Annotated in this window: 25 protein-coding genes; 17 read left to right on the top strand and 8 right to left on the bottom strand. The window is 45.0% G+C overall.

Translation table 11 applies throughout. The annotated features are described in order from the left end of the window. Positions 1 to 64 precede the first annotated feature (64 nt). Positions 65 to 301: a hypothetical protein gene (locus QUA44_RS09140; RefSeq protein WP_333276472.1), complete on the top strand. Its 237-nt coding sequence runs from the start codon at positions 65 to 67 to the stop codon at positions 299 to 301. A gap of 85 nt (positions 302 to 386) precedes the next feature. Here the strand turns inward: QUA44_RS09140 and leuS are convergent, their stop codons facing one another. The 3 genes from leuS to aat form a co-directional block, all read right to left on the bottom strand. Further along, a complete protein-coding gene (gene leuS, locus QUA44_RS09135; RefSeq protein ID WP_333251117.1) occupies positions 387 to 2,942 on the bottom strand; it encodes a leucine--tRNA ligase in 2,556 nt (851 codons plus the stop codon). 250 nt (positions 2,943 to 3,192) lie between these two features. Continuing rightward, complete coding sequence (locus QUA44_RS09130; RefSeq protein WP_333251120.1) at positions 3,193 to 3,873, bottom strand: Uma2 family endonuclease; 681 nt, start codon at positions 3,871 to 3,873, stop codon at positions 3,193 to 3,195. A gap of 100 nt (positions 3,874 to 3,973) precedes the next feature. After that, on the bottom strand, positions 3,974 to 4,570 hold the full coding sequence (gene aat, locus QUA44_RS09125) for a leucyl/phenylalanyl-tRNA--protein transferase (protein ID WP_445243661.1): 597 nt from the start codon (positions 4,568 to 4,570) through the stop codon (positions 3,974 to 3,976). Positions 4,571 to 4,616: 46 nt separating this feature from the next. Here aat and QUA44_RS09120 point away from each other — a divergent pair, with 46 nt between their 5' ends. Continuing rightward, positions 4,617 to 4,946, top strand: coding sequence for a hypothetical protein (locus QUA44_RS09120; protein WP_190740107.1), 330 nt, complete (start codon positions 4,617 to 4,619; stop codon positions 4,944 to 4,946). Positions 4,947 to 5,145: 199 nt separating this feature from the next. Here the strand turns inward: QUA44_RS09120 and rpsN are convergent, their stop codons facing one another. From rpsN to rseP, 4 genes are all read right to left on the bottom strand, one after another. Beyond that, the gene (gene rpsN / locus QUA44_RS09115; RefSeq protein WP_006633844.1) at positions 5,146 to 5,448 is read right to left on the bottom strand and encodes a 30S ribosomal protein S14; all 303 of its coding nucleotides are present in this window, start codon (positions 5,446 to 5,448) and stop codon (positions 5,146 to 5,148) included. Between the two features lie 406 nt (positions 5,449 to 5,854). After that, positions 5,855 to 6,499: an endonuclease III gene (nth, locus tag QUA44_RS09110; protein ID WP_333251124.1), complete on the bottom strand. Its 645-nt coding sequence runs from the start codon at positions 6,497 to 6,499 to the stop codon at positions 5,855 to 5,857. A 45-nt stretch (positions 6,500 to 6,544) separates the two neighbouring features. Further along, complete coding sequence (locus QUA44_RS09105; RefSeq protein WP_333251126.1) at positions 6,545 to 6,835, bottom strand: hypothetical protein; 291 nt, start codon at positions 6,833 to 6,835, stop codon at positions 6,545 to 6,547. Between the two features lie 3 nt (positions 6,836 to 6,838). After that, complete coding sequence (gene rseP, locus QUA44_RS09100; protein ID WP_333251128.1) at positions 6,839 to 7,933, bottom strand: RIP metalloprotease RseP; 1,095 nt, start codon at positions 7,931 to 7,933, stop codon at positions 6,839 to 6,841. Positions 7,934 to 8,172: 239 nt separating this feature from the next. Between rseP and QUA44_RS09095 the strand changes: the two genes are divergently transcribed. The 6 genes from QUA44_RS09095 (at position 8,173) to QUA44_RS09070 (ending at position 15,183) form a co-directional block, all read left to right on the top strand. Beyond that, a complete protein-coding gene (locus QUA44_RS09095; RefSeq protein ID WP_333251132.1) occupies positions 8,173 to 8,850 on the top strand; it encodes an ATP-dependent Zn protease in 678 nt (225 codons plus the stop codon). A 118-nt stretch (positions 8,851 to 8,968) separates the two neighbouring features. Continuing rightward, positions 8,969 to 9,523 (top strand): hypothetical protein, encoded by a 555-nt coding sequence (locus QUA44_RS09090; RefSeq protein ID WP_333251135.1) that lies wholly within the window; start codon positions 8,969 to 8,971, stop codon positions 9,521 to 9,523. Between the two features lie 59 nt (positions 9,524 to 9,582). After that, positions 9,583 to 9,780 (top strand): Uma2 family endonuclease, encoded by a 198-nt coding sequence (locus tag QUA44_RS09085; protein WP_333251137.1) that lies wholly within the window; start codon positions 9,583 to 9,585, stop codon positions 9,778 to 9,780. Beyond that, positions 9,777 to 10,142, top strand: a complete 366-nt coding sequence (locus QUA44_RS09080; RefSeq protein WP_333309644.1) for a Uma2 family endonuclease — start codon at positions 9,777 to 9,779, stop codon at positions 10,140 to 10,142. Before QUA44_RS09085 ends, QUA44_RS09080 begins: the two co-directional genes overlap by 4 nt. A 212-nt stretch (positions 10,143 to 10,354) precedes the next feature. Further along, positions 10,355 to 11,785 carry an MFS transporter gene (locus QUA44_RS09075; RefSeq protein WP_333251141.1) on the top strand — a complete coding sequence of 477 codons (1,431 nt, stop codon included), beginning with the start codon at positions 10,355 to 10,357 and terminating at the stop codon, positions 11,783 to 11,785. A gap of 1,040 nt (positions 11,786 to 12,825) precedes the next feature. Further along, positions 12,826 to 15,183: a polysaccharide biosynthesis tyrosine autokinase gene (locus QUA44_RS09070; protein ID WP_333251147.1), complete on the top strand. Its 2,358-nt coding sequence runs from the start codon at positions 12,826 to 12,828 to the stop codon at positions 15,181 to 15,183. A 216-nt stretch (positions 15,184 to 15,399) separates the two neighbouring features. Here the strand turns inward: QUA44_RS09070 and QUA44_RS09065 are convergent, their stop codons facing one another. Beyond that, positions 15,400 to 17,859, bottom strand: coding sequence for a CBS domain-containing protein (locus QUA44_RS09065; RefSeq protein WP_333251149.1), 2,460 nt, complete (start codon positions 17,857 to 17,859; stop codon positions 15,400 to 15,402). Between the two features lie 269 nt (positions 17,860 to 18,128). On the opposite strand from QUA44_RS09065, the gene QUA44_RS09060 reads away from it, so the two are divergent. From QUA44_RS09060 to QUA44_RS09020, 9 genes are all read left to right on the top strand, one after another. Then, positions 18,129 to 18,803 carry a HEAT repeat domain-containing protein gene (locus QUA44_RS09060; RefSeq protein WP_333223789.1) on the top strand — a complete coding sequence of 225 codons (675 nt, stop codon included), beginning with the start codon at positions 18,129 to 18,131 and terminating at the stop codon, positions 18,801 to 18,803. A gap of 177 nt (positions 18,804 to 18,980) precedes the next feature. Further along, entirely contained in the window at positions 18,981 to 19,235 is a 255-nt protein-coding gene (locus QUA44_RS09055) for a hypothetical protein (protein WP_333251151.1), read from the top strand. Between the two features lie 237 nt (positions 19,236 to 19,472). Beyond that, entirely contained in the window at positions 19,473 to 20,588 is a 1,116-nt protein-coding gene (locus QUA44_RS09050) for an inorganic phosphate transporter (protein WP_333251152.1), read from the top strand. A gap of 139 nt (positions 20,589 to 20,727) precedes the next feature. Continuing rightward, positions 20,728 to 21,069 carry a metalloregulator ArsR/SmtB family transcription factor gene (locus QUA44_RS09045; RefSeq protein WP_333251154.1) on the top strand — a complete coding sequence of 114 codons (342 nt, stop codon included), beginning with the start codon at positions 20,728 to 20,730 and terminating at the stop codon, positions 21,067 to 21,069. Between the two features lie 104 nt (positions 21,070 to 21,173). Next, a complete protein-coding gene (locus tag QUA44_RS09040) occupies positions 21,174 to 21,878 on the top strand; it encodes an MIP/aquaporin family protein (RefSeq protein WP_333251157.1) in 705 nt (234 codons plus the stop codon). Between the two features lie 7 nt (positions 21,879 to 21,885). Next, the gene (gene arsH / locus QUA44_RS09035) at positions 21,886 to 22,542 is read left to right on the top strand and encodes an arsenical resistance protein ArsH (protein WP_333251160.1); all 657 of its coding nucleotides are present in this window, start codon (positions 21,886 to 21,888) and stop codon (positions 22,540 to 22,542) included. 29 nt (positions 22,543 to 22,571) lie between these two features. Continuing rightward, positions 22,572 to 22,967: an arsenate reductase, glutathione/glutaredoxin type gene (gene arsC / locus QUA44_RS09030; protein WP_333251163.1), complete on the top strand. Its 396-nt coding sequence runs from the start codon at positions 22,572 to 22,574 to the stop codon at positions 22,965 to 22,967. Positions 22,968 to 23,265: 298 nt separating this feature from the next. Further along, on the top strand, positions 23,266 to 24,252 hold the full coding sequence (gene arsS / locus QUA44_RS09025) for an arsenosugar biosynthesis radical SAM (seleno)protein ArsS (protein ID WP_333251165.1): 987 nt from the start codon (positions 23,266 to 23,268) through the stop codon (positions 24,250 to 24,252). A 98-nt stretch (positions 24,253 to 24,350) separates the two neighbouring features. Then, positions 24,351 to 25,076: a TVP38/TMEM64 family protein gene (locus QUA44_RS09020; RefSeq protein WP_333251168.1), complete on the top strand. Its 726-nt coding sequence runs from the start codon at positions 24,351 to 24,353 to the stop codon at positions 25,074 to 25,076. Positions 25,077 to 25,168: the final 92 nt, after the last annotated feature.

Here is a 25,168-nt window from a genome sequence, read left to right as displayed (position 1 = left end):
CGAAAAATCTTCTCTTCATCCCTTGGGTTTGTCTTGGCAATTAGAATAACTCCTTCCCCTACTTATTGAGCCGATACAAATTATACTTAACAAATATCGCAGAGTTGAAGGTTGGTATATTGGACTGTATGAAGGCATAACTCTCAAAGAGATTTATAAACTTACACCTGAAATGCTGGAACCTAAATTTAAAGAATGGGAAGAAAAGGTGAGGCTAAGAAACGAACCGCTAAACAATCCTAAAATTCCCTTAAACTTAGTTAGAAAAGGGCAACTTGTCTACTCTCGCAGTAAAGAATAGTTGCCCTGTCAATCCTTAAAGAAGATTAGGTTGTATTTGTGTAGCGTAGCAGTGATATATGACTGACAAGTACAGACTTTTACACTCAAATAACCACGAAATTAACCAACTTTCCAGGCACCACAATTACCTTTTTAATCTCCTTACCTTCCAGGTGACGCTTGGCTACTTCCGACTCGCGAGCAAACTTTTCCAAAGCAGCTTTATCAGCACCTGAAGGCACTTGAATTGTGCCACGAGTCTTGCCCATAACTTGAATTACCAGCGTAATTTCATCGGTAACTAATGCAGAAGCATCCACACTCAGCCAAGTTTGCGTATGCACCGATTCACTGTTACCAGTATTATGCCATAATTCATCAGCAATATGCGGCGCAAAAGGCGCTAACAAGCGAATCAAAGTGTTGATTCCTTCTGCATAAATTGGCGAATCTTTACATTTAGCATCATGCAAAGCATTGCTGAGTTTCATCATTTCAGAAACAGCAGTATTGAACTGATAATCGCCATCCAAATCTTCGCTCACTTCCTTAATGGCAGTGTGAATCGCCCGCCGCAAATCCTTCTCAGGTTTACTTAAAACCTCTTCCTCTCCCCCTTCGCAAGGGGGGGCAGCGGGGGGTGAACCAAACTCTGTCACCAATCGCCAAACGCGATTTAAAAAGCGAAATTGCCCTTCCACATCAGCGTCATCCCACTCCAAATCCTTCTCTGGCGGCGCTTTGAATAAAATAAACATTCGCGCCGTATCTACCCCATATTTGCCCATAACTTCCAAGGGGTCAACGCCATTGTATTTGGATTTGGACATTTTCTCGTAGAAGACTTCCAAAGCTTCGCCAGTTTGCGGATCTTTAGGATTTTCTTGGTCTACATCTGATGCAGCAACGTATTTGCCAGTCACAGGATTTTTGTAGGCTTTTGCTTGCACCATGCCTTGAGTTAATAGGCGTTTAAATGGTTCATCGCAATTGATTAAACCCCGATCGCGCAAAACCTTAGTAAAGAACCGCGAATACAATAAATGGAGGATTGCGTGCTCGATCCCGCCGACATATTGGTCAACTGGCATCCAATCATTCGTCTTCGCAGAATCAAAGACTTGCTCTTGATTTTGAGCATCAGGATAGCGCAAAAAATACCACGATGAATCCATAAAAGTATCCATCGTATCCGTTTCCCGCTGCGCCGGAGTCCCGCAACTTGGACAAGGAACGTTTACCCATTCTGGCATCTTTCCCAAGGGCGAACCTTTACCAGTAAATTGTACATTTTCCGGCAACAATACGGGTAAATCAGATTGCGGAACTGGGACTGTTCCGCAATTAGGACAGTGAATTACCGGAATCGGAGCGCCCCAATAACGCTGGCGAGAAATTAGCCAATCTCTCAAGCGATATTGCACTCGCGCTTTGCCACAACCTGAATTTTCGGCAGCTTTAATTATTGCTGCTTTGCCTTTAATTGAATCCATGCCGTTGAAGCTTTCGGAATTAATCATAATTCCTGGTTCGGTGTAAGCTTCCGTCAGCGGAACTTCATCATCTGCGACAATTACTACTTTAATTGGCAGTTGATATTGATTGGCAAATTTGAAATCTCGCGTGTCGTGGGCTGGTACTCCCATAACTGCGCCGGTGCCGTATTCGTACAGCACATAATCGGCAATCCAAATGGGGATTTCTTCGCCGTTGAAAGGATTGATTGCTTTGCCGCCTGTGGGGATGCCGCGCTTTGGTTTATCTTCGGCTGTGCGATCGATCTCGCTTTGCAGTGCAACTTCTTTAACAAAGGTTTCGACGGCTGCTTTTCTGTCTGGTGTAGTAACGCCATTAGTTAATGGATGTTCCGGCGCTAAAACAAGGTAACTAACGCCGTAAACTGTATCGGGACGTGTGGTGAAAACGGGGATTTTTTCATCCATTCCGACAATCGGAAATTCTAAGTAAGCGCCGACTGATTTGCCGATCCAGTTGGCTTGCATTAATTTGACTCTTTCTGGCCAATTTGGCAATTTGTCTAAGTCGTTTAATAACTGTTCAGCGTAATCGGTAATTTTGAGGAACCACTGCCGCAATAATTTGCGCTCGACTTTGGCACCGGAACGCCAGGAACGACCTTCGTTATCTACTTGTTCGTTTGCTAAGACTGTTTGGTCTATGGGGTCCCAATTAACTGCGGCTTCTTTTTGATAAGCTAATCCTGCTTCTAAAAATTGCAAGAAAATCCATTGAGTCCACCGATAATAATCAGGAGAACAAGTTGTAACTTCTTTTGTCCAGTCGAAAGAAATACCCAGACGGCGAAATAAGCCTTTCATTTGGGCAATGTTTTGATAAGTCCATTGTGCGGGGGGAATTCCGCGCTCGATGGCGGCATTTTCTGCGGGCAAACCAAAAGCGTCCCATCCCATTGGATTGAGTACGCGATAGCCTTGCATCCGCTTGAGTCTGGCAATTACATCGATGATTGTGTAGTTGCGGACGTGTCCCATGTGCAGGTTTCCCGACGGGTAGGGGAACATGGATAAGGCATAAAATTTAGGCTTTTGGGTATCTTCTGGCATCTGGTCTAAGTTTTGCTCAGCCCATGTCTGCTGCCATTTTTCTTCTATGGATTGGGGGTTATATCTGGAATCCACAACAATTGCTCCGTGTAGGATTTACTAATGTTTGCTTGAACATTTTGGCACATTCAAGGGGCTTCGATTCGGATTTTTCTGAGCTCCAAGGATTTTGGCTCAAATATATGTATTATATATTGTAGTATAGGTAATTTGAGCTGGGGGGCGATCGACCAAATCTCCCCGTTCGCCCTGAAAAAAGTAAATAACTGCAATCTGCAGCAACCCGATTTCTTTAAAAAACCGGGTTTCTACTCGTTGTTTGGGCTTATATGCTATCTGGGTCGATGTTTAATTCGCGCAGTTTGGCGGCTAAACGTTCGGCCCGCTGCGAGGCTTGTTCGGCGCGCTGCGAGGCTTCTTCGGCACGTTCTCGCTCTAGTAGTCGCTCTGCATTTATTTCGGAAGGGGAAAGAAACTTTTCTCCATCAGGTTTATAAATTTCTAACCCTGATTCTGGTAACTCAAACCGCACTCCCAGTCTCGGACTTATCCATCCCTCCATTGGTTCAATTGGTTCTAAGGTTCCTTCAATTCTTTGCCAACCTGCCAACTCATTTATTTCGGGGTCGTAAAGGTAATATTCCTCAACTCCATAGCGATTGTAAAATGAAAGTTTTTTGTGTATTTTTGTGTTGCTGTCGTTGTGGGAGCGAATCTCAAAGACGACTTGGGGAGGGATATTATCTTCGCCAAATTGTAGGTAGGAACGGCGCTCGCCTTTTGGTCTACCAAATATTACCATCGTATCTGGTGCTTGAGAAATGTCATTTCTTCTCTCAACCGGATACCAGAGTAAATCGGCTGCTACCAACACGTTGGGGTCATCTTGAAACAGCGATTCGCAACCTTCTTTGATGGTGACAATTAATTTGTATTGAATTGTACTTTCTGCCATTGGTTGACCGTCGCTGGATGGATAAATGATTTCTTCGGTTGTGACTTGCATTGTGGTTGTCTCCGAGAAGTATCTATGCTTGATTATACTATTATTTGAAGTAGGTATATCGGGTCAGAATGCGGCAGTGTTATTTGCCTGACAAGAATGTTCACAATAGCGAACAGCGGCGCTTCAAAGCTGCTTGCAAAAAAGTGTTGTACTGTTTTTCCTTAATAGTATAAGCTCCGAATCTTTCCAAGTGCGGATTGTTCATTTGAGCGTCGAACATCAGATAAGATCGATCGCGCAATCTCTCCACCAGCTTCACCATCGCCACCTTAGAACCCTCGGGAATTCGGTAAAACATCGACTCCCCAATAAACGCACCGCCGATCGACAATCCGAGAATACCGCCCGCCAATTCGTCGCCGCACCAAGTCTCGAAGCTGTAAGCCCAACCGGCCTCATACAAACCCCAGTAAATCTGCTTGAGCTCCTTAGAAATCCAAGTCGTTTCGCGATCGGCACAACCCTCAACCACCGCCCCAAAATCGCGGTTCACAGCCACCGAAAATCGATTTTGATTGATTTGGCGACGCAGGGATTTCGGATAGGTAAATCTTTCATCTAGGGGAATCAGCGCCCGCTGCCGGCTCGAATACCACCCCAAACTTTCCTCGCCGTCATTTGCCATCAAGAAGTAGCCTTGTGCATATCCTTGTATAATTGTCGGTATATCATATTGCATATATTTATCAGTTGTCATTTGTCAGTTAACTTTTCAAAGTCAACATTAGCAATTAGGAATAATCATGTCTGAAACCATCGAACCTATTACCTTACCGCCCGCCAAAAACCCTGAGCAAGAAGGCCAATGGCTTCAACAAACGCTGCTGGCATGGCTAGACTCCGAGTTTATCCCAGAAGCAGCCAACCAGCAAATAGCTAAAAGGGCTGCCCAAATCTATGTCCGCCAGCGCATGGAAGGCGAAAATGACGTGGGCAGCCTCGTAATTGCGATCGTCACCGAAATGCAGGCCTATGATTTTTCTAAAAGCTTCTACGGCGAATTTGCGATCGCCAATGCCGTCAGCGACTTGTTACTCGAAAGTCTCGGCATCGATAAATGCTGTGGCCAGTGAAGCAAGAAGGAGGAAAATTTAACTCATAAGTCTGAAACAAAAATCAACCCCAAACCTAATCCTGCCGATTAATTGTGAGTTTTTTTCTTCTTCCTTCCTTCCTTCCTTCCTTCTTCCTGACATCCGTTACATCTGTTACATCCGTTACATCCGTTACATCCGTTACAGAATCCGTTGCCGAACTTCCTTCTTTCTCGTGCTACCAGCTAGACTTCACAACACCGGGCAAAAGACCTTCGTGAGCCATTTCTCGCATCATGTTGCGAGACAGTCCGAAGTCACGATAGTAACCTCTGGGCCGTCCAGTTGCCCAGCAGCGGTTCCGCAAGCGAGTCCGCGAACTGCTGCGGGGTAGCTGTTGTAGTTGGCGGTGAATCGCCATTTTGTCCATCTGATTGTTAGCTTGGTCAAACTGGTCTTTCAGGTCTTCCCGCTTGTCGGCGTACTTGTCTACGAGTCTCTGGCGCTTTTTCTCGCGCTCGACCATGCTCTTCTTAGCCATAATCTGTTGATATCCTTAGATAAATCACAATCTACTATTTTACTATATTTTGGTCATTTCGGATCGCTTTTATTTGAATTACTTTTTTTCTTAACAAGATTTTTAGCAACCGGCAAGATGCCTTTTCCACCATAACTCCAGATTTTTAGTAACAGGCAAGATGCCTTTTCCACCATAACTCCAGATTTTTAGTAACAGGCAAGATGCCTGTTCCACAATTATTCAACATTTTTGGCAACAGGCAAGATGCCTGTTCCACAATTATTCAACATTTGTGTGGTACAGGCATCTTGCCTGTACTTAACATTTGTGCAACACCTAACTATTAGTAGAAGGGCACAAATCTGCAATAACTCATTTTTTTGTGGTACAGGCATCTTGCCTGTACTTAACATTTGTGCAATACCTAACTATTAGCAGAAGGGCACAAATCTGCAAGTTCGCAAATATTGCAAGCCGGATTTCTGGCATTACAAACCGCCCTGCCGTGATAAACCAACCGAATCGACCAATTTTCCCAATCCGGCTGCGGCAACAATATCATCAAATCCCGTTCGATCCGTGTAGGATCGGTATGTTCGGTCAATCCCAAGCGTTGAGTCAAACGTTTGACGTGAGTGTCTACCGTCACGCCCATATTAATACCAAAAGCGTGAGCGAGAACGACATTAGCTGTTTTGCGGGCAACTCCGGGCAATTCTAGCAGCAGTTCCATCCGCTGCGGCACTTGATTGTTAAATTTATTGACGATCGCCCAACAAGCACCTTTAATATTTTTAGACTTATTGCGATAGAAACCAGTCGATCGCACGAGACGTTCCAATTCTTCTAAATCAGCATTTCCCAAAGCAACCGCATCGGGAAAACGCTCAAACAAAGCCGGCGTTACCAGATTTACTCGATCGTCCGTACACTGAGCCGAGAGAATCGTCGCCACCAGCAACTGCACGGGAGTTTCGTAGTTGAGAGTACAAGGAGCTTCTGGATAGAGGCGTTTGAGGCGAATCAGAATTTCTAGCGATCGTTGTTTTAAACTTAACTTTTTAGTCATTAGTCAGTAGTCATTAGTCATTAGTCAGTAGTCATTAGTCATTTGTTATTTGTTTTTAACTTCCAGGCACGACCGGGGAACCCATAACCAGAGGATCTGCCTCGCTGGCGGAGGAAAAAAAGGAGAGGGAAAAACAGGAAAATAGGAAAAGGGAAAAGTAGGGATAATTCTTCCTTCTTCCTTCTTCCTGAAATCCGTTACATCCGTTACATCCGTTACATCCGTTACATCCGTTACAGAATCCGTTGCCGAACTTCCTTCTTCCTGAAATCCGTTACATCCGTTACATCCGTTACAGAATCCGTTGCCGAACTTCCTTCTTCCCTCTGCCTTCATTTACTATTGCATGAAATTTCGCAAATCAAACCCAGTCAAATTAGCAGTATCGCGAATAATCAAGAAAATTCCCAAACCCAGCAACAACACCAAACCAGTCTGCATGACATTTTCCTGAATGCGGTTTGGTAGAGGCTTGCCCCGCAGTCCTTCTATCAAGAGAAAAGCTAGCTGACCGCCGTCCAAAGCAGGTAAAGGCAAGATATTAATCACAGCCAAATTGATGCTAATTAACACCGCATACTGAAACAAACTCGCAGCATCCGATCGCGCAATCCCTGCACCAATCGCCACAATCGCCACAGGCCCGGACAACTTGTCGGCAGTCTGGCTGAAATTGCTAAGTAACTGCCCGAAACCTTGAACCGTCAGCACCACAATCCGCTCAAATTCTTTGGCGGCCTTGCTAAACGCCTCTACAAATCCGGCCCTCTGCCGCACGACAGTGCCGTTAGAAGTTAGTTGCACGCCAATGCGACCTTTGCCGTCGGGCGACAGTTCAGGAGTTACTGTCACCACAAATTTTTGTTCTTGGCGCTGAATTTCCAACGCTAGGGGTTGGTTGGGATGATCTTGGATTGCTGTGACCAATAATTTGATTGCTTCGCGGGAAGCGCCCAATTCCTTGCCGTCAACAGAAAGAACAACGTCGCCCGATCGAATTCCCGCTTGTTTCGCGGCCGAACTGACTTCCGCAGCGACTTCGGGGACTTTAACTCCCGGTAAATAGTTCATTTCTGCCGCGCCGACAGTACCCAATTGCACCACCAGCAGGAAGTAAGCAAAAATCAAGTTGGCAATTACCCCTGCACTAATGACGATCGCCCGATCGAGCACGGGGCGATTTTTGAGCAAATTCGGGTCATTTGGGGGAATTGTACTGTCTGGATCGTCGTCCGGGAAACCCACGAAACCTCCCAGGGGAAAGGCGCGGAGGGCGTATTCAGTTTCCGGGCCTTGGTACTTCCAGAGGATGGGCCCGAAACCGATGGAGAAACGGTTGACGTGGATGTGTTGAAGTCTCGCCGCCAAGAAGTGGCCGAGTTCGTGAACGACAATCAAGATACCTAAAACTGCGATCGCTGCCAAAACTGACATGAAGGATTCCACTAACACTTTTACTGGACTTTGATTTATTTTAATGTCTTTTTAATATCGGTGGCTTCGGAGCGGCAATTTTCAGTCAAACTGGAAGATGGTGTTTTTGTCGGAAGTCCGGGCGCTGCGATCGACCCGACGCTGCCAAACCGATCGCGCGATCGTACCTGAGTTTACCTCTAAAACCCATTCCCATTACCAATTCCCTATTACAAATTCCCGATTACCAATTCCCAATTATGAAAGACACTTCTTTGAATATTATCGCTATTTCTATCTTTGCCATCACCGTTTCAATATTGTTGGGGCCCCTATTCAACTTGCCAGAAGCCGTACCTGCGATCGCCACTTTTTGCCTGTTGGGGTTAGCCACCCTTGACAGTTTCCAGTGGCAAGGTCAAGGCGGTACTATTTTATTAGATTGGCTGGGAGGAACTTCCAAACAAAAGCGCGATCGTATCCTTCACCACGAAGCCGGACACTTCCTAGTTGCCCACCTATTGGGAATTCCCGTAACCAGCTACGCCCTCAACGCTTGGGAAGCATTTAAACAAGGTCAAACAGCCCAAGGCGGCGTCCGATTTGAAGACGAACAATTAGCATCTCAACTCCAAAGCGGCACACTTTCCGCCCAACTTTTAGACCAATACTGCACCGTGTGGATGGCCGGAATAGTCGCCGAAAAATTTGTTTACGGCAGTGCAGAAGGAGGAGCAGAAGACCGCACCAAAATTAGCGCAATTTTAACACAACTGCGCCGTCCCTGTTCCGAGATTCAACTCAAACAAAACTGGGGTTTGCTGCGAGCAAAAAACCTGATCGAAAGCCACAAATCAGCTTACGAAGCCCTAGTAGCAGCAATGGAAAAAAGAGCAACAGTTGCCGAATGCTGCGACATAATCCAGCAGAATTTATAGGATAAAAAAGATTACGCACTCTTGCCTTATAAACCAGGTTTCTCTGTAGATTTCTCCATCCAACCAAAAAAATGCGTAGAAACCGAGTTTAAGAGCGTATTATAGGGATTAAAAATTCATGTCAGAACCAAAAAATTTCCCAACAACACTGCAAACAGCGAACCCCAATACAGAAAAATTGTTGTGGCTGTTCGGTTTCCGGATCGACCCCGGCACCGAAATACCAAATCTATATACTCTAATTGTCTATGGAGAACAAGAGCCGCCCTTAGTAGCCGGCGGTCAACTTGTATTTTTTACCCGTCCAGAACTAGCGATTAACGCTCTCCAATTGTGCAATATCGATGTCAGCGAACTGGGAAACCCACCCACACAAATAGACGCTATTTGCGACATTGCAGAAACGCTGTACTTGCTCGATGCCGAAGATTTTGACGAGTCAGCTACTATCCTCAATTGTTTGAACGCGCTTTTCGATTTAGTGAAAGCTACTTTAATACCGATGCCAACGGAATACAAGCGCATACTTTATGATTTTGCAGACCATTTGAATATTGAGGAAGAGTTTGCAAGTTTTTTATACACAGAAGATATTCAGCGATCGGAAATTGTCAATGCCATTTTGTGGTGTGTGGGAGCAATTACAACAAAATCTAGATTGTTGACCGAGTAATTTAAGAAAAACTAGAATGTGAATCGATAATAGATAATATCGCCAAAGGAAATTGTGCCATGACTGTAACAGATTTACGCTTGTGGACTGTAGACGAATACCGCCGCCTGACCGAAACTGGCATTCTCAATCCCGATGAACGAGTCGAATTAATTGACGGGCAAATTATTTCAATGAGTGCAAAAAATCCTCCCCACGCAGCAACTAACCTCTGTGCAGCCTACTATCTCAGAAGTCTGCTGGCAGGACTTGCTTGAATTCGCATTCAATACCCGATCGCTCTTTCGTTATAATTCAGAACCAGAACCGGATATTGCTGAGCGTGCAAATCGACCCTCGGCTTTACCAAGATTTTCATCCCGCGCCCGACAATATTTTGTTATTAGTAGAAATAGCTGACACGACCTTAGAAACAGACCGCAAGCGGAAAGCATCGGCTTATGCTAAAGCGGGAATTACTGATTATTGGATACTTGATGTTAACACGCGGCAAGTTTATGTTTTTCGCGAACCGGGCGAGGCAAACTACCGATCAGAAACAGTATTTAATGAAGATATTTTTTTGTCAATGCTGGCATTTCCAGAAATAGAAGTTCAGATTTCGCAACTGTTTCCTTAAGTAGGGGCAGGTTTTACCAAAAATAATTGCCTAAAACCAATAATCTCGTAAACCTGCCCCCACCAACCTATAAATTACCAATTATCAATTACCAATTATCAATTCTTCAGAATAATCCCGATCGCTACAAAAAATTGCGTATTCGGGTCTAGCGCGAGTTATACTCCTACTACAAAGCCCCCACCTGCAAAATAACCCCGAAATCAAAGTTTATGAGCAACACTTCCGGGCCTCAACCAGCCGCCAACAACCCCGCAACACAAAAACTTAGCCTCTCGACAAAATTAGCTTACGGTGCCGGCGACCTCGGCCCGGCAATTACCGCTAATGTTTTGGCATTTTACCTCCTAGTTTTCTTTACCAATGTCGCTGGTTTACCTGCCGGCTTAGCCAGCAATATTTTGGTAGTTGGCAAGGTTTGGGATGCCATAAATGACCCGATTGTGGGGGTATTGAGCGATCGCACTTCTCACCCTTGGGGCCGCCGATATCCTTGGATAATATATGGTGGCATTCCCTTCGGCATATTCTTCTTATTGCAGTGGATTGTACCTAGCACGAATCACACAGTGTTATTTTGGTACTATGTTGCGATCAGCATTTTGTTCAACACCGCCTACACGGCTGTCAATCTTCCCTACACTGCCCTGACTCCAGAACTTACTCAAGACTACAACGAACGCACTAGCCTTAATAGTTTTCGGTTTGCTTTCTCCATTGGCGGCAGCATCTTTTCATTAATCTTAGCCCTAATTATCTTTCGTGTATTTGAAAATGACCCCAATCAACAATATTTAGTATTAGGTGCAATCTGTGCAGTTATCTCTGTCTTGCCTTTGTACTGGTGCGTTTTGGGAACTCGCAAGCACGTCGCAGCCCAACTATTAGAAAACGGCGAACTAGATAATTCTACATCCTTGCCACTAAAAGAACAGTTGCAGATTGCATTTAGCAATCGCCCTTTTTTGTACGTCATTGGAATTTATCTTTTTTCTTGGCTGGGAGTGCAGTTGACGGCTACTATTATTCCCTACTTTGTTGTTAACTGGATGCAACAGCCCCAGTACGTTTTTAGCTTGGTGGCGATCGCAGTTCAAGGCACTGCATTAATCATGCTATTTGTTTGGAGTAAACTCAGCGAGAGATACGGCAAAAAAGCCGTATATTTTATGGGCATGAGTTTGTGGATTATTGCCCAAGCTGGACTGTTTTTCCTCCAACCAGGACAAGTATTGCAGATGTACTTATTAGCAGTCATGGCAGGTGTCGGAGTTTCCACTGCTTATCTAATACCTTGGTCGATGATACCGGATGTGATCGAACTAGACGAACTGCAAACAGGAGAAAGACGCGAAGGCGTTTTCTATTCGTTTATGGTACTGCTGCAAAAAATCGGATTGGCAGGGGGTTTGTGGTTGGTAGGTCAAGCATTAGAAAGAGCTGGATTTCTATCTACAGTTCCGGGCCAGCCGGCACCCGTACAGCCAGATTCTGCACTGTTTGCGATTAGAGTTGCGATCGGGCCACTGCCCACAATTGCTTTAATTGCTGGCATGATTCTTACATATTTTTATCCTATAACCCGCGAAGTTCATGCAGAAATATTGTTGAAACTTCGAGAAAGAAAAGCACAAAATCAGTAATCGCTAATAAGGAGTAGTTGGTAATTAGTAAAATCAAAAACTAACAACTACCGATAGCTAATCAGAGCGTGATCAATAGCAATCCTCCCATCCTGTGCAAACTCTTTTTTTTCTTTGACCATGTGTCATCTTCTTATTGCATCGGTTAATTCAAAAAAAAGCCCGTTGCGCGTTTCCCGAAAGGATTGCTATAACTTGCTCGGAGGGCGAATCAAAGCGATAGTTTTAGTAATAGCCCCGGAACGCAGAAACCTAGTTTTTTACGAAAAAGCATAAATCGCCCAGCGCCATCCGCCCCGGTAGAAAAACCCACAAGGCTTGAGTTGTTCGAGATGTCGATCGAGCCTGAAAACACAAATTATTAAATTTTATGTCTTTCGCGCACTATAGAGATGAGTTAGTGATATAATCGCAGCTGTCAATTAAGTATATAAACTTAATCAGTCATCCAGCTCCTCAAAAAGCTTATAATTAAAAGAAGAAACAGATTTTTCTAGGAAATTGATTCGATTAGTTGCCGTTCCCAAAAATCTGCTGAATGTGGCTAATTATATCTACATGGGAAATGCAAAACTTTTTAGCCGGTCAGTTAGCGCGTAAGTTAACAAGTGCTTCTGCCGTGGACTGCGAACCGAAAAATGGTATAGAGGACAAACCAATACCAGCGCAAGCGGCGGCTGAGGTGTTACGGTCAATTGTAAAAGTTTGGTAAAGTTATTGAACCCCCTGTCGCGAAGCTGAGCGACACCTGAAAAAGTTTGCTTCGTCGCCCGGAAACCCTAAATACAAGCACAACGCAGCAGAGCCAAATGCAGCCTGATATAACTCTCCAGCAGTTGTAAAAGAACTTTTGCCGCCGGCATAGCATAGGGATTTAGTTATTTTTGTATACTATGTGAAAGTAGTGAGAACTATTAGAAGGAAGTGGGCTCGACCAACCAATAATTTCGTGTGATATCCTTAAGCCAATGCTCAAAGTATCAACCCGAAGGCTTGCAGAAGAAAGCTGATTTTACCCACAAAATATCCAAGAGGTCAACATGGAAAGAGAACAGGACGCTCATATCGTACCCATTAGCAACCAGAGCCGACAGGTGCAGCAATTTTCCGTTGACGAGGGAGAAGAGTTAAGCGCGCAGCCTCAGAAAGGATTGAATCTAAAGCCGTTGTTGAGGACTTTTCAGCGACAAGCCCTCATCATTATTGGGATTATAGGTATAGTAGGTGGTGGAGTTGCTTATCAGATCAAGGGAGGCCAGAAAACATATCAAGGCGATTTTCGGATGCTAGTGGAACCAGTGACAACGGAGGCAAGAATTGCTGACCCCGCTGCCCTAGCCAATCGCGGCGAGGGGGGAGGAGTACCTAGTAGAGATTTTTTTAGTTTGGACTACGCAACTCAACTTCAAATTCTCCAGAGTCCTCAGATGCTGTCGGCTATTGTTAAACAAGTCCAAAAACGATATCCAACAGTTACCGAGAAAATTCTTCAAAAAGAATTAGTGGTTATGCGACTGGGAGAAGATGAGAGGACGCTGACTAAAATTTTGGAAGTTCGCTTCATGGGGAATGATCCTAAATTAGTTGAGTTCGTTTTACAAGAAACTAAAAAGAAATATTTAAAGTACAGTCTTGATGAACGCAAGACTAGGATTGGTGAAGGTGTTAAATTTATTGAAGACCAGCTTCCGGGACTCAACAAGCGCGTAAATGACCTGAAGTCGGAGTTACAGGTGATACAGCAGCAGCAACAGATTACCGATCCTCAAGAACAAGGCGCGCAATTGATCGCGCAAGTTCGCACCGTAGAAACTTTAGAGTTAGAAACTCAAAGGCTACTGCAAGAACAGAAAACGCTGTACGCTAACTTGCAAAAACAATTAGATTTTACACCCAATGAAGCTATTGCTGCTTCCGCTTTAAGCGAAGAACCTCAATATAAAGAGTTGCTGACCAAGGTTAAGGAAGTAGAAGGTCAGATTGCTGTAGAAACAGCTCGTTTTAAATCTGCTAACCCTATAGTGGAAGCTTTAGAGCGCAAGCGGGCAAATTTAGTAGCTTTGCTCAACCAGCAAACTGCTCGAATTTTGGGGCAAAATTTAGTAGGCACCCAAGCTAATTCTAAAGTTCAGAATTTTCAAAATTCTATTCGCATAGGCTTGATTAAACAATTGGTTGATACTGCTAACCAAGTTGAAGTCTTAGAAGCTCGCCGTCAGGCAATCAGCCAAACTAAAAATAATTTAAACCGACAAGCAACAGAATTCCCCACCATAGCCCGCCGCTACAACGAACTGCAACAGCAATTAGAAGTAGCCGCCCGCACCCGCGATCAACTTTTAAGCCAGCGGGAAAATCTGCGCGTCCAAGCAGCTCAAAGCCAAGTACCTTGGGAAATAATTTCGGAACCACGGATACCGCGAGATGAGAAGGGCGAGCTGCTTCCAGTTGCCACGAAAAATAAAAACAAATTTTTAATGGCAGTTATTGGGGCGCTCGTGTTGGGTCTGGGATCGGCTATCCTCATTGAAAAGTTTCGCAATATTTTCTACTGTGCTGATGACGTTAAAGATGCGGTTGAAGTGCCTTTATTGGGAGCAATTCCTCTTGACAAAAATGCTAGAAAATTGCCGCCTTCTATTGCGAATGCCTATGCTTATCTTGAAGGAAAAAAGGGTAATAAGAAAAATGCTGCGGAATTTATAGAAGCTTTTGACTCTCTTTATACTAATATCCGCTTTCTTTCTTCAAATCGAACGATTAGCTCTTTGGCAATTGGTTCGGCTACAGTTGGCGAAGGCAAATCTACCGTTGCTTTAAACTTAGCTCACGTGGCAGCGCTGGCGGGTCAGCGAGTGCTGTTAGTAGACGCGAATTTGCATTCGCCCAGCCTGCACTTGCTGTTGGAACTGCCTAATGTCAAGGGATTGAGCCACTTGCTCGACCATAAAAACGAACCCAATGAAATTATCCAACGATCGCATCTAGCAGATAATCTTTTTGTATTAACTGCCGGTCTCCCGGAGCCTGGTACTGCCAGACGGCTGGCATCATCTCAGATGCAGTATTTAATGGAAGAACTTCAGGCAAAATTTGACTTAGTTATCTACGATACGCCGCCGCTGGCGGATAGTAAAGATGCGAATTTTTTAGCGGCGCGCACCGATGGCATACTGATGGTTGTAGCAATTCACCAAGTCCCATTTTCTGTAGTCCAAAAAGTTTTCAGTCAATTAGAAAATTTTGGCATACCATGCTTGGGCACAGTTGCGAATCATGCCTCTAAACGCAAGAAGTATCCAGCATCTAGAGCCTCAGTTGTTGAAGATAAAGATGAATATTTGAATTTGGCACCAGCACCGTCTCCTATCCGCAAACTAGCTCCTAAAAAAGAGTGACACCCAAAAAAGCTGACCCCCAAAAAAAGGATACAAGCCCCCGACAGCAGTCATGGAACTCCCAAAATTTTAGACTCTTGTTCAAGCTCCCAGATTTGTCTGTGGAGTAAATCTAAAATCTAAAATCGTTCGACTGAGCGCGACTTGACGCTCGCGCTCGCCGAACCTCTTAGGCCGAAGTCTAAAATCTAAAATCTAAAATTGACTGATGGCCGACTAATTTCCATCCGGGTTGGTAGGAAATGTGACGATAAAATTAGTCCAGCCATTCCTGCTTTCAACCTCAATTTTTCCCTGCAACTGTTCGACAAGTTTTTGAACCAAAGCTAAACCCAAACCTGTACCTCCTTGTTTCCAAGGATCGGCGTTGGGAACTCGATAAAATTTCTCAAAAATTCGAGGCAATTCCTCTATGGAAATGGACGATTGATTGCTGAGTGTAAATTGGATTTCTGAAGCCACAGCACTTGCTTGTCGCGAATTTGTCCTTTGTCCTCCTTGTTCGTCGTCTCCGTTTTTGCACTTGACTTTCAGAGAAATTTCGCCGTCATTAGCCGTATATTTGCAGGCATTGTTGAGGAGTTCGGCTAAAATTCGTCCCAAACTAGCGCGGTTGGAACTGATCGTGGGGAGGTGCCGATCGCACTCTACTCGCAAATCCTGGTGGCGGTCGTGGGCCCGGGTGTAAAACGGGTCGATAATAGTAGGCAGCCAGACTTCTAAGTTTACTGGTTCGAGGTCGATCGGACAAGTTGCGGCTTCGAGCCGCTGCAAATCTAGCAAAGCATTAATCAAATCTGTTTCTCTAGTACATTCTGTTTCTAAAATTTCTAGGTAAATCTGGCGTCGATCGAGTGTGGGAGAAATTCTCAGCATATGAATAGCCATTTTTATATTAGCTAAAGGCGTCCGCAGTTCGTGAGAAACGGTGCTGAGAAATTCATCTTTGAGGACGTTTAAATGCTGGAGTTCGTGAACTTTTTGCTGTAATTCGGCGGTGCGTTCTTGGACTTGGCGTTCGAGGTCGGTGTTGAGATTTTGGACTTGCTGATAGAGTTGGGCTTGCTGAATGGCGATCGCGATTTGAGTTGCCAGTTGCAGCAGCAGATCCACTTCCGAAGGTTGCCACTGACGGGATTGGGAACACTGATGGACACACATCATTCCCCACAAATTGCCGTCTTGCAAAATTGGTACAATCAAATAAGCTTTGATTTGCGATTGCTGGAACCGGGCATATTTTTCGGCGCTCAAACTGGCTTGGTCAATGTCAGGGACGGCATAAATTTCCTGTTCGATCACCGAAGCAGATTCTTGCCAAATATTATCGGGCATGATTTCTCCCAAGATTGAAGGCCAATTTTCGGCAACGGATTCTGCCACTACAATGCCGTAATTGCTGGACTCTAAATGCAGGATTGCTACTCGGTCAGCTTGCAAAACTTGGCGGACTTCATCGACGCTGGCGTGGAGAATTTCTTCGAGGTTTAAGGATTGGTGAATCCGCAAGGAAATGTGAGTTAACAGACGATCGCGCTGCAATTGTTCATGGAGTTTTGCCGTCCGTTCCCGCACCTGCTGTTCTAGTTTGGCGTTGCGGCTTTGCAGCAGTTCTACTTTTTCGGCTTGCAATTGATAAACCGACTGCTGCAACTGTTTGACAACTCGGTACATTTCGGTGGGGTCGAGGACTCTGAGCAAGCTGGTTTGAGTAATAATTCCCAACAGTTCTCCGCGTCCCCCGCACACGACCAACCGCTGCACTTGTTGCTGCTCCATTTCTTTGTGCGCCGTCCATAGGGAATCGGAAGGTTGAAGAAATTGCAAGGGAGTTCTCATGACTTTTTGAGCTGGGGTTTGCTCGAAATTTAGTTCGAGAAACTGTGCCTGCACAAGGTCATATTCGGTAATAATTCCCAGGGGTTGGTGAAAGGAATAGTGAAAAATGGAGGTATAGTCATCTTTGGGCTTCTCCATTGTTAATTCTTTGTTTTTTGTAATCACTACGCAACTGACTTGATGCTCTGACATCAGTTCGGTTATCCTCAGCAGCGAGGCGGTGTGAGGCGCTGTAATTGGCGTAGTCATTAATTCTGCTACCCGCCGCAATTTAAGAATGTTTGAAGGCTGCAATACTTGGCGAATTCTTTCCCGCGTCAGCACTCCTACCAAGTGGCGAAATTGATTGACGATCGGCAAATAGCGAATCTTGTGCTGGCGAAATAAGGATAAAGCGGTAAACACGTCTTGGTCATCGGATTCTGTGAGGGAGACCGACACCGGGGACATCACTTCGGAAATTGGTATTTTGTGCAGGGCTACTTTGTGCTGGCTGTCTATTGTGCCAGAAGCTATCAGTCTCACTAGGTCGGCGGGTGTTAATAGGCCGATTAACAGTCCGCGGCTGGGGTTGTCGGATAAGTTGCCTGTGGTAATAGTCTGCTGGTTCTGCACGACGAACACACAGCGGGCCCGCACCTTTTCCGGCGCGGATGTTTCGGTTATCGCCCCCCGGTCTGAGGGTACAGGTGTTTTGACTAGGGGACAACTGTTTTGCAACTGACTCATCAGGGCGATCGCCACTGCTAAGGAAGTTTCTGGCCCGGCAGTGAGGGGGTAGCGATCGATCGCTTGTTCTAAGGCTGAGGAGTAAAAGGGCGGGTGGTAAAACGGCATAGTTGATTGCAGGTTGTCAGAGGGCGGCTAACTATCGGGCAAAGCCTTAGGGAACGGCAGAAACACCTCGCCTGTGCTTGGGATTTAAATAATAAACTTTCTCATTGATTATTTCCACGCAATCTGAGCTTGAGATTAATCGTCTCACTTATCCGCAATCTTACTCATCTCAAATACGCAGGGCGGTTTTTACTGCCTGCTTTTCCCCTGAGACTCTCCTATAATCAAAATAACCCGAATGTAAAGTTTTACTACAAGATTTACCGATAATGACAACTTTAAGCTTAGAGCAAATTGCAGCCAAGTTAGAAAGCCAAAATTCCGCCGATCGAATGGTGGCTTTGGCCAACTTGCGGAATGTGCCTGCTGCAGAGGCGGTGCCTTTGATTAAAAAGGTGTTGAACGACGAAAGTTTGCAGGTGCGATCGATGGCTGTGTTTGCTCTCGGGGTGAAACCGACAGCAGAGTGCTATCCTATTCTAGTCAAATTGTTAGAAACTGACCCGGATTACGGCATTCGCGCTGACGCTGCGGGTGCTTTGGGCTATCTGGAAGATATCAGAGCTTTTGAGGCTTTGGTGCGGGCTTTTTACGAAGATACTCAATGGCTGGTGCGCTTCAGTGCTGCTGTTTCTCTGGGGAATCTCAAAGATCCTCGGGCTCGCGATGTGCTGCTGAAAGCTCTCGACAGCGAGCAAGTGGTGATCCAGCAGGCGGCAATTTCGGCTTTGGGGGAAATTAAAGATATTGGGGCGATCGATCGCATCCTCAATTTTGCTCAGTCGGAAGATTGGCTGATCCGCCAGAGGCTGGCGGAAGCTTTGGGCAATTTGCCGAGTGTTAAGAGCGTTTCCGCTTTGAAATACTTAGAAAAAGATAGTAATTCTCAAGTATCTCAGGCGGCAACAATTTCTCTTGATCGCCTGTCAAAAGCAGAAGCGTGACATAAAACTTTTAGTATGTTGAAAAACCCGGTTTATTGAATAAACCGGGTTAATCCGTATTTTAGCAATCTTAATAAAATTTATAGAGTATTCAGTAAAACCAGAATGTATTATTTAAGCTGCGAGGCTAAATCGTAAGTTAAAATAGTTGTCGATCTCCTTTAACCCAAACTAACCATGAATCAAGCGCCCAATCCCTTTAACTCAAATCCCTCCAATCCGCTAGACCCCTTGGAGCAAGAAGTTGACGAGCAAGGTGAAGCATTGCCGAGACAGTACCACCCGGCAACTAAAAAAACTCTGCAAAAAGTCTTTATCATCCTGGTAGTTGTTGGGGCAATTGTTGGGGGAATTCTATCTATAGGGGTGATTTCGCTGATGCAGAAGACGGGACTCACTGATGTGCCGGCAAGGGTAGAGAATCCTAAGTGAATGGGTGGGTTGAGCGTACCGTCCGCGATCGCCGAGCCTTAATTATAGTATCGTTCAATATCGCGCCCATGTTGCTTGCGCGAAATTAAGACGCGATCGCTCGCCTACTACCCAAAGAAATCTTAATATTTTCATTATTTTATTTGAGGCAACTGTGTCTATACAATCAAATTCGGTGCTGTAGTGGCCTCGGTCAAAAACAGTTTCAAATAAACCACACTTATTCTGATTAAGATAATGTTACTTATTGGGCTATTTATCGCTACGTTTTTTTTAGCATACTGCAATGGTGCTAATGATAATTTTAAAGGCGTGGCGACACTATTTGGCAGTCAGACGACGAACTATAAAACAGCAATTGGTTGGGCAACTATCACAACTTTTGCAGGTTCAGTATTTTCTATTTTTATAGCAGAAACTCTGGTAAAAAGCTTTTCGGGAAAAGGGCTAGTTCCAGACGCGATCGCCAATGGCACAGATTTTCATTTGGCAGTCGCGATCGCTGCGGGTTTAACCGTTATTCTTGCTACCTTAACTGGATTCCCTATTTCCACAACTCACGGTCTTACAGGTGCGCTTGTCGGTGCAGGTTTAGTAGCAATTGGTACTCAAGTTAATTTTACAGCATTGCAGAAAAGTTTTCTAATGCCTTTGTTGCTGAGTCCCATGATTGCGATTGCATTAGGAGCTTTAATTTATGCGCTGTCTCGCTACCTGCGAGTTTATTTAGGAATCCACAAAGAATGGTGTATTTGCGCTGGTCCAATTCAACAGATTATTCCCATTCCCCAGCCCGATGCAACTAACATACTGAAGTGCATCACGACCGCTGATGTCGCCGTCGATTCTCTAGATAAATGCACGCAAAGATACCTGGGAAATTTCTTACAAATTTCCAGCCAAAAGTTAGTAGATGTTTGCCATTTTATGAGTGCGGGAATAGTCAGTTTTGCCAGAGGATTGAACGATACTCCGAAAATTGTTTCACTCATGTTAGTCGGCCAATCAATATCAGTTCAGTGGGGAAGTTTAGCAGTAGGTGTGGGAATGGCGATCGGCGGTTTGTTGAATGCTCGAAAAGTGGCTGAAACAATGAGCAAAAAGCTTACAGCAATGAATACTGGTCAAGGACTTGTGGCAAACTTAGTGACGGGATTTTTAGTTATTGCTGCCAGTCGCTATGGACTTCCAGTTTCTACTACTCATGTTTCGGTAGGTTCAATCTTTGGTGTCGGATTGATTTCAAAAAAAGCTAATGTGCGCGTTTTCTATCAGATTCTACTATCATGGATGTTGACATTGCCAATTGCTGCTGCAATCAGCGGCTGCGCTTACTGGGTGTTGCATCGGTAAAAGAATTAATCGTTAGTCCTAGAAGAGAAAGAGTTCGCCGTTGATTGGGGATTGTCATCAAAGGATAACCAGATAAAATCTAACGGTAAAAACAAGAAATCGCACCGGGAGTTTTTGAATAAAAATTTAAGGGTAATTTATGGTTAAAAATTCGACGATCGCGCTACCTGTTGCAGATAAATTGATTGCTGCTGGCTTTCACGCTCTTTCTGACCCCCTGCGGATTCAGATTCTGGAGTTGCTGCGGGAACAGGAGTTGTGCGTGTGCGATTTGTGCGATCGACTTTCTGTCCCTCAGCCTAAACTCTCTTTCCACCTCAAAACCCTAAAAGAAGCCGGTTTAGTTCGCAGCCGCCAAGAAGGGCGCTGGATTTACTACAGCCTCAATTTGACCCAGTTTGTCGCCCTCGAACAGTATCTCGCCGAATACCGCCGCTTCAGCCAGATCCTGCCGGCGCGCCCTTGTTCCGACGCGGGTTAACCCATCAACATTTATTAATAACTCAAATACTGATATGGGTTGTTTGAGGATTGACATATCAAATTTTATTGATATGATGGGATGGAACAAATTAGTTGAGAGCGATGGATGCAACAGGTCATAGGTTAGGTTGTGCTCGGCCAGATTGCAGGCGAGAGGCGATCGCCGAATTTTTAGGTACATTTATTTTGGTTTTTGCCGGCACTGGTGCGGTGATGGTTAACAAAACTAGCACTGGTTCCGTAACTCATTTAGGCGTCAGTTTTGTATTTGGTGCAGTAGTAACTGCGATGATTTACGCCCTAGGACACATCAGCGGCGCACACTTTAATCCAGCGGTAACTTTAGGATTTTGGGCGAGCGGTTTTTTCCCAAAATACAAAGTTTTGCCTTACGTTTTAGGGCAGTGTGCGGGTGCAATCGCAGCTTCTCAAGTGCTGCTCATTACTTTAGGTGAAGTAGCAAATCTCGGTGCAACTATCCCTCTTAACGGTAACTGGTTGCAGTCTCTAATTTTAGAAACTGTTTTGACCTTTATCTTAATGTTTGTTATCCTCGGTTCGGGATTAGATAGACGCGCTCACATCGGCTTTGCCGGGATAGCAATTGGGTTAACTGTAGGCTTAGAAGCTGCATTTATGGGGCCGATTACCGGAGCGAGCATGAACCCGGCGCGCTCTCTCGGCCCAGCTTTAATTAGTGGCGTTTGGGAACACCATTGGGTTTACTGGATGGCTCCGATTTGGGGAGCGCAATTAGCAGTAGCAGTTTATCGGGAACTGTCGAACGGATTTCGGGATTTTAATTGAAAGCATCATGGCAAATTTTACGCACAAACCGAGAATTTTGTTTTTATACGGCTCGTTAAGAGAGCGTTCTTACAGTCGCTTGTTGGCGGAAGAATCGGCGAGAATTATTGAGGGTTTCGGTGCAGAAATTCGGTTTTTTAATCCTCTGGAATTGCCGATTTACGGTAGCGTTCCCGATACGCATCCGAAGGTTCAAGAATTGCGGGAATTGAGCCTGTGGTCGGAGGGTCAAGTGTGGTCTAGTCCAGAAATGCACGGCAATATTACGGGCATTCTGAAAAACCAAATTGACTGGATTCCTTTAAGTATTGGGGCTGTCAGACCGACTCAAGGCCGAACTTTGGCGGTGATGCAAGTTAGCGGTGGTTCGCAGTCTTTTAATGCTGTTAATACTTTGAGGATTTTGGGCCGCTGGATGCGGATGTTTACGATTCCAAATCAGTCTTCGGTTGCGAAAGCTTATCAGGAATTTAATGATGATGGGACGATGAAGGATTCGCCGTATCGCGATCGCGCGATCGACGTAATGGAGGAACTGTACAAGTTTACCTTGCTGTTGCGGGAGCAAACCGACTATTTGACCGATCGCTACAGCGAACGCAAGGAACAAGCCACTAAAGAGGCGATCGACGTAGCAAATCGCGCCCTTGAAACATCTAACTAACAACTAACAACCAACAACCAACCAAAACCATGAAAAAAGTAATGTTTGTTTGCAAAAGAAACTCCTGCCGATCGCAAATGGCAGAAGGATTCGCTAAAACCATCGGAGCCGGCAAGATTGGAGTCACCAGTTCCGGGTTAGAATCAAGCAGAGTTCATCCGACAGCAATTCAAGTTATGTCAGAAATCGGCATTGATATCACCGATCAAACATCAAACCCATTAAGCGAATTCAATGCAGAAGACTACGATGCAGTAATTTCTTTGTGCGGCTGCGGCGTGAATTTACCCGAAGCGTGGGTATTGCGAGAAGTGTTTGAAGATTGGCAACTCAACGACCCCGACGGACAACCCATCGAAACTTTTCACCGCGTTCGAGATGAAATTAAAGCACGAGTTGAAACATTAGTGGACTCTCTAAAGTAAGATTAGTGCCAAAATTATAATTCTTGCCTTGTCGGTTTTAACTCAGCTCTTGCAGTATTGTCAATAAGCCTTTTGTGAACAGGCTTTCCGGCCTGTTCCACAACAAAATTCCTCTCCTGTGGAACAGGCCGGAAAGCCTGTTTTTAATAATGGTGCAAGATGTGAGTTTCAATTAACTTTGTAGCGACCAGTTAAAATTTGTCGCTGTCGAATCCAAAAAATTAGTGCTAAATTATGAGAGGCGTTTTGTCGGAACGCCTCTACATTCGTTGCGAGAACAGACCAAAAAGGTTAGCACATGATTCAGACCGCAGTTACGCCTTTCAAAAGCAAAATCAACTCAGCTTTAACTAAAAAGCAGATTACAGTTTTACAAATTAATCTCGGCAAACGCTGCAACCTCGCTTGCACTCACTGCCACGTAGAAGCTAGCCCGACACGAACAGAAGAACTTTCCCCGGAAATTTGCGACCAATTAATTGAAATCATTCGCCGCTTTCCTCAAATTCAAACTGTTGACCTCACCGGCGGTGCTCCCGAAATGCTTTACGGTTTTAAACCGCTAGCGGAAGCTGCCAGGGCGGCAGGTAAAGAGGTTATTGTTCGTTCTAATTTGACGATTTACTTTGAAAAAGGTTTTGAAGATATTCCCGAATATTGCGCGCAGCACCAACTCAGAATTGTGGCGTCGCTTCCCTGCTACCAAGCTGACAATGTGGACAAAATGCGCGGCAACGGTGTTTTTGACAGTTCGATTCGGGCGCTGCAAAAGCTAAATCAGTTGGGATACCGAAAAAACCCAAATTTAACTCTGGATTTGGTGTACAATCCACAAGTGCCGGCTACAGACAAGTTTTCGCTAACACCGGAACAAGGCAAGTTAGAGCAAGATTACAAGATTTATTTAGCCGAACAGTTTGGGATTTGTTTTAATCAATTGTTCGCGATTACTAATTTGCCGGTGGGACGGACTAAGTTTCATTTGGAACATAAGAAACTGCACAAGCCTTATCTCGGGTTTTTGGAGGAGAATTTTAACCCCGGTACTCTGGAACATTTAATGTGCCGTAACGAATTGTCGATCGACTATTTGGGCAATGTCTACGACTGCGATTTTAACCAAATGGAAAATCTACCGGCAAAAACTGGCAGCGGGGAAAAGATAACTACTGCTAAATTGCTCGAATCTGGCAGTTTAGATTTGATTCAAGAGGTGCAAACGGCTGCTTATTGTTACGGCTGTACGGCGGGTAGCGGTTCTAGCTGCGGCGGTACTTTGATTTAATTTAAGGGAAAAGTTGCGCTTTATTACAGAGTATGGCAGCGCTAAAGCGCAACTGCCAAGCTTAGGGTGTATGCAATTTAGACTGGGGAGTTTAGGTAATGAATGATTCGCGATCGCCTGGTGAAAATCCGCCGCCATCCAACAGGTGGAAGCTGATTTTAGGGATTGGTTTAGCTGTGGCTTTGATTGCGGCGGCCAAGTTTTTCAACTTCCAAGGAATTCTGAAAAATGCCCTGGAGTCGATCGCGAGTCTCGGCCCGTGGGGCCCGGCAGCTTTTATCCTAATTTACATTGTCGCAACGGTTCTATTTATCCCCGGTTCTTTGCTGACTCTCGGTTCTGGGGTTTTGTTTGGAGTTGTTGGCGGTTCGGTTTGTGTTTCCATCGGCTCGGTTTTAGGCGCAACTTGCGCTTTTTTGGTAGGGCGGTATTTAACTCGCGACTGGGTTTCCAAACAGATAGAGGGCAATCAAAAATTTAAGGCGATCGATGCAGCCGTTGCCTCTGAAGGATGGAAAATTGTGCTGCTGACGCGGCTTTCTCCCATTTTTCCGTTTAATTTGCTTAACTATGCTTTTGGAGTCACGCAGGTATCTCTAAAAGACTATTTTTTGGCATCTTGGATCGGCATGATTCCCGGAACAGTCATGTATGTTTATATCGGTTCCCTGGCCGGGAGTTTGGCTGCACTCGGATCTAGCGGGCGATCGCGCACTGCTGCTGAGTGGGCTCTCTACGGCATTGGTTTGCTAGCAACGATCGCCCTCACCGTTTATGCAACCCGCTTGGCTAAAAAAGCTTTAGACGAAAAAATTTCCCCTTGAAACTACTGCACAAATTAGTAAAATTGTCAAGAGGGTTTTGCCCATACATTATAATACATTGCTAATTTAAAAAACTCCGTATTTTCTCTGTG

It is taken from the genome of Microcoleus sp. N9_A2, assembly GCF_036701775.1.
Classification (GTDB): domain Bacteria; phylum Cyanobacteriota; class Cyanobacteriia; order Cyanobacteriales; family Microcoleaceae; genus Microcoleus.
This window is presented reverse-complemented; position numbering and strand designations above follow the sequence as displayed.